The sequence below is a fragment of the Mesorhizobium sp. M1E.F.Ca.ET.063.01.1.1 genome, from assembly GCF_003998155.1.
Lineage (GTDB): Bacteria > Pseudomonadota > Alphaproteobacteria > Rhizobiales > Rhizobiaceae > Mesorhizobium.
This window is the reverse complement of the sequence record NZ_RZSC01000449.1, coordinates 1-4,833: the sequence shown is the minus strand read 5'-3', so window position 1 is coordinate 4,833 and position 4,833 is coordinate 1. Positions and strand designations below refer to the sequence as shown.

Sequence of the window (4,833 nt, the reverse complement as noted above, 5' to 3'; positions counted from 1 at the left end):
GTTCGGCGAAGGCATCGTCCAGTACATGAAATAACAGGGCGTCTACGACTAGGTTTGTTAGTCAGCGGCAAGGCTGAATTGCAAGAAGGAGTGTTTCAAAGTGGATGTTTCTGCTATGATTCCCGAGTTGCTCTCGGCGTTGCCGCTGACGCTCGCCATCACGTTCACGGCCATGTTGGTCGGCTTTTGCCTGGCTCTCGTCGCGACAACACTCCGGGTTCGCAGGATACCGGTGGTCAGCCACCTGACCGACATCTACGTGTCTTATGCCCGGAGTGTTCCCGTCGTCCTCCAGTTGTTCGTCGCGTTCTACGGGCTTCCCCTATTGGTGGCCCTGTTCGGTTCCGCAGATTTTTTCTCACCGACGGTCGCTGCAATGGTGGGGCTGAGCTTTTACCATGGGGGATATCTGTCGGAAGTCATGCGGCCCGCATACCTGGCCGTCGATCGCGGCCAGCATGATGCGGCAGACAGTCTAGGATACACCTTCCGCCAGAAGATCGCTCGCGTCGTGGGCCCGCAGGCGGTGCACTTCGCGTTGCCAGGCTATGGAAACTCCATCATCTACCTGATCCATAACGTTGCGCTGGTCATGTATATCGGGGCGGCGGACGTGATGGCGACCGCGCACTTGATCATGGAGCGCGACTATAACCAGTACCAGTTCGAAACCTACCTCGTCCTGGCGGTCATCTATTCGCTGATGTGCCTGATCGCGTGGCTCATCGTGCGGTTCTTCGAGCTTCGCTCACCGATGCAGGCACCGGAGGCGACGACCACGGCTCAGATCAAGAACGCGCTCATCGCGAGCGCCTGACGTAAGGGCATTCGACCGTGTTTGATACCGATATTCTACTCCAGGACTCGCAGGAAATTCTGGGCGCCGTACCCGTAACGCTCGGCATGGCTTTCATGATTTTCGTCTTGTCGACGATAGTCGGCAGCATTTTTGCACTCGTCGAATATAGACGGGTCCCGGTACTGCGGGAGTTCATCATGGCTTACAAGGTCGTCTTCAAGGGCGTTCCGATGGTCATCGTGATTTTCCTCGCCTATTTCGGTCTGCCCCCGGCATTCCAGTTCCTGCTCTCGTTGCTCGGGATCAACTTCAACGCCCACGAAACGCCCAACTGGATAATCCTTGTCATTGCAGTGACCGGCTGTGTCGCGGCGTTCCAAGCGGAGATCATCAAGGGAGCCCTGAACGCCTTCGATACCGGTCAATCAGACGCCGCCCATTCGCTGGGCTATACAAGCGGCCAACTGTTCCGACGGATCCTATTTCCCCAGGTGACCCTTACGGCAATTCCCGACCTCACGACCTCCATGATGGTCATCATGAAGGCGCTTTCCCTCGGGTTCGCCATCGAGGTTGTCGATATCTTCGCCCAGTCCCAGTTGACCGCGGCGCTGAATTATTACTACCTCGAAGCCTTCGTGATTGCCGTCGTGATCTACATGGTGATTGCCTATATCGTCACGCAGATTGCCGATAGGCTGGAACGGGCGCTGAGAGTGCGGACCTGAGCCGAAGCGTCGTCGAAAGAGCACGCGAATTCGCCGCCAGAGTCGGCGAGCTCGGTAGCCGCCGGGCTCTTCCAACCGGGGTCCGGCGGTGGCGGACCTCCGCTAGCAAAATTCTCTCCGCGATCTCAAATAGATTGCTGGCTTCAACGTTAACCAAGCCGCTCAGTCTCCCCGGACTCAAGCCAACCCAAACCGCTCGACGGCCCGCATGATGCCGCGCAGTTCGGCAAGGCCCTTCAGCCGGCCGATCAGCGAGTAGCCGGGATTGATCCTGGTCTTGCCGATGTCGTCGGCGAGCAGATGTCCATGATCCGGCCGCATCGGAATGCGCCAGTCGGCACGGCCTTCCTTCCGGCGGCGCGCCTCCTCTTGCATCAGCGCAAGGATGACATGCGCCATGTCGGTGCCGCCCTCGAGATGCTCGGCCTCGTGGAACGAGCCGTCATCCTCGATGGTGACGTTGCGCAGATGGACGAAATGGATGCGGCCGGCGAATTCCTTGACCATGGCGACGATGTCGTTGTCGGCGCGCGTGCCATAGGAGCCGGTGCAGAACGTCAGCCCGTTGGCCGGGCTGTCGACGGCGGCCAGGATAAAGCGCGCATCCTCGGCGGTCGAAACGATGCGCGGCAGGCCGTAAAGCGAGAAGGGCGGATCGTCGGGATGGATGCACATGCGCACCCCTTCCTGTTCGGCCACCGGAATGATCTCGCGCAGAAACCAGGCGAGGTTGTCGCGCAATTCCCTCGGCCCGATCGAATCGTATTCGGCCAGCGCCTCGCGAAAGCTGTCGCGGTTGTAGCTGCGCTCGGTGGCGGGCAGGCCGGCGATGAGGTTGCGCTCGATCCTGTCGATCTTCTCGTCGCCGAGTTCCTTCAGCCGCGATTGCGCCTCGGCGATGCGGGCGGACGTGTAGCCGGCCTCGGCATTGCTGCGCTTCAGCACGAACAGGTCGTAAGCCGCGAAATCGATCGCGTCGAAGCGCAACGCATAACCGGTGGTCGGAAGGCGATAGGCCAGATCCGTGCGGGTCCAGTCGACCACCGGCATGAAATTGTAGCAGATCGTCGCGATGCCGGCCTTGGCGAGCGCGCGGATCGTGTCCTTGTAGAAGCCGACATAGCGGGACCGTTCCGGCGAGCCGATCTTGATCGAGTTGTGGACGGGAATGCTCTCGACGACCGACCAGGTCAGCCCCGCCGCCTCGATGATCCGCTTGCGCTCCAGGATGTTTTCCAGCGGCCAGGCGCGTCCATCATAGATGTCGTGCAGGGCCGAGACGACGCCGGTCGCACCCGCCTGCTTGACATGATCGAGTGTCACCGGATCGTCCGCGCCATACCAGCGCCAGCACTGTTCCATCGTCGCTTTCCTTCTTCGAGAGAGCGACAACTTATTGTTGGACCACAATGAGAGTCAAATTAAAAATCCGACGCCCGCTAAGGGACAAACGCCTCACAAATTCCTGCGAAATTCGACGAAGCAGGTCCGAATCAGATTGTTTTCCCCCAAATCATACGATATTCTGGTCCAACAATTAGGAGAATGGATGTCGGAAAACTCTCAGGCCGTGCGGGACAATGCCGTCGCCCGCCGCGCCGGCGGCAGGTCCGCGGTCGATACCGCGGCCGGGCGGATCCTCGACCTCATCCGCGCGCGGCAGCTCAATGTCGGCGACGTGCTGCCGACGGAGCGCGAGCTCAGCGAGATCACCGGCGCCAGCCGCAACACGGTGCGCGAGGCGTTGCGCACCATTCGGACCTATGGGCTGATCGAGCCAAAGCCCCGCGTCGGCGCCGTCCTGGCCGACGGGCAAAGCATCGCGATCCAGAATTTCTTCGCCGCGCACATGGATGTCTCGCGCTCGTCCTTCGCCGACATCCAGGGTTTCAGGCGCATCATCGAAGTCGGCATCGGCGACCACATCGTGCTCCATGCCACGAACGAGCAGATCGAGGCGCTCGACGAGATCAATGCCCGGATCGTCGAGAGCCGCTCGATCGAGGAAGCCGCCGAGAACGATTTCAATTTCCACATGGCGCTGGTCGCGTTGGCGGACAATCGCATGCTGACGGACATCTACTCCTTCCTTTCCCCGGTGATCCTGCGGATCATGACTATCGGCAAGGAAATGCGTCCGGTGCTGGCCGACACCCGCGCCGCGCATGACGAAATCATCGCTGCGCTGCGCGCGCGCGACAGGCTGGCCTACGCCTACCTGATGAGCCGCCACCTCGATTTCGCCCTGCGATTCCTGCCGGAAGAACCGGCTTCCGACAGTGACTGAAGGAGTTCCCGCAATGAAGGATTTCGACGGCAAGGTGGTCCTGGTGACGGGGACGACCGGAATTGGCCTCGCAACCGCCAGACGCCTCGCGGCGGGGGGTGCCGCGATCGTCGCCTGCGGCATCGACCGCGCGGCGAATGCCGCGATGAGGGCCGAACTGGAAAGCTGCGAAGCCGGCGCGCTGGTCATCGACACTGACGTCTCCGTTTCCGACCAGGTCCGCGACGCCGTCGCGGCCGGCGTCGAGCGCTTCGGCGGCCTTGATGTCATCGTCAATTCGGCGGCAGTCCATCCGTACGGAACCGCGACCAGCACCGATTTCGACACCTGGAACAAGGCGATGACGGTCAATGTCGGCTCGATCTACCTGACGGCGCATTTCGGCATCCCCGAGATGATCAAGCGTGGCGGCGGCGCCATCGTCAATGTCGCCTCGGTGCAGGGTTTCGCCTGCCAGCAGAATGTCGCCGCCTACGCCACGACCAAGGGCGCCATCCACACGCTGACGCGTTCGCTGGCGCTCGACTACGCGGCGGCCGGCGTCCGCGTCAATTCGGTCAGCCCGGGCTCGATCCGCACGCCGATTCTCGAGAAGGCCGCGCGCGGTGAAAGCGGCAGCGATGCCGATGTCGAGGAGGCCTACAGGCGCTTCGGCGCCGCCCATCCGCTTGGTCGCATCGGCGAACCGGAGGAAGTGGCGGAGCTCATCGCCTTTCTGTGCTCGTCGAAAGCCGGCTTCTGCACCGGCGCGGACTACAAAATAGACGGCGGCCTGACCGCCGGCATCGGCGTGAAGTAGGACCATGAAGATCGGCCTTGGCCTCTACCGGGAGTCGCTGACGCCCGACAATTTCCGGTTTGCCCGTCAGGCAGGCGCAACGCACATCGTTGCCCACCTCGCCAACTATTTTTCGCGGGCGCGATCCTTCGCTGTCCGCGGGCGGCGAGAAGGAAGGCTGGGGCGACTGCTCCACCGACGAGCTCTGGGACTACGAGAGCGCGGTGGATGCCTACAAGAC

Annotated in this window: 5 protein-coding genes; 4 read left to right on the top strand and 1 reads right to left on the bottom strand. The window is 61.7% G+C overall.

Features of this window, described 5'->3' with window-relative positions:
- The first annotated feature begins 100 nt into the window (after positions 1 to 100).
- Both EOA29_RS25090 and EOA29_RS25085 read left to right on the top strand, forming a co-directional pair.
- Positions 101 to 817: an amino acid ABC transporter permease gene (locus EOA29_RS25090; protein ID WP_126092272.1), complete on the top strand. Its 717-nt coding sequence runs from the start codon at positions 101 to 103 to the stop codon at positions 815 to 817.
- A gap of 17 nt (positions 818 to 834) precedes the next feature.
- Positions 835 to 1,527 carry an amino acid ABC transporter permease gene (locus tag EOA29_RS25085; RefSeq protein ID WP_127221764.1) on the top strand — a complete coding sequence of 231 codons (693 nt, stop codon included), beginning with the start codon at positions 835 to 837 and terminating at the stop codon, positions 1,525 to 1,527.
- Positions 1,528 to 1,704: 177 nt separating this feature from the next.
- Here EOA29_RS25085 and uxuA read toward each other — a convergent pair whose 3' ends face one another.
- Entirely contained in the window at positions 1,705 to 2,889 is a 1,185-nt protein-coding gene (uxuA, locus tag EOA29_RS25080; RefSeq protein ID WP_126092270.1) for a mannonate dehydratase, read from the bottom strand.
- Between the two features lie 187 nt (positions 2,890 to 3,076).
- Between uxuA and EOA29_RS25075 the strand changes: the two genes are divergently transcribed.
- Both EOA29_RS25075 and EOA29_RS25070 read left to right on the top strand, forming a co-directional pair.
- Positions 3,077 to 3,814, top strand: coding sequence for an FCD domain-containing protein (locus tag EOA29_RS25075; protein WP_245464896.1), 738 nt, complete (start codon positions 3,077 to 3,079; stop codon positions 3,812 to 3,814).
- 13 nt (positions 3,815 to 3,827) lie between these two features.
- A complete protein-coding gene (locus EOA29_RS25070) occupies positions 3,828 to 4,613 on the top strand; it encodes an SDR family oxidoreductase (RefSeq protein WP_126092269.1) in 786 nt (261 codons plus the stop codon).
- The last annotated feature ends 220 nt before the right edge of the window (positions 4,614 to 4,833 follow it).

Coding starts and splice junctions, on each gene's coding strand:
- EOA29_RS25075 (WP_245464896.1), top strand. CDS start 3,077: ATGTCGGAAAACTCTCAGGCCGTGCGGGACAATGCCGTCGCCCGCCGC.
- EOA29_RS25070 (WP_126092269.1), top strand. CDS start 3,828: ATGAAGGATTTCGACGGCAAGGTGGTCCTGGTGACGGGGACGACCGGA.
- uxuA (WP_126092270.1), bottom strand. CDS start 2,889: ATGGAACAGTGCTGGCGCTGGTATGGCGCGGACGATCCGGTGACACTC.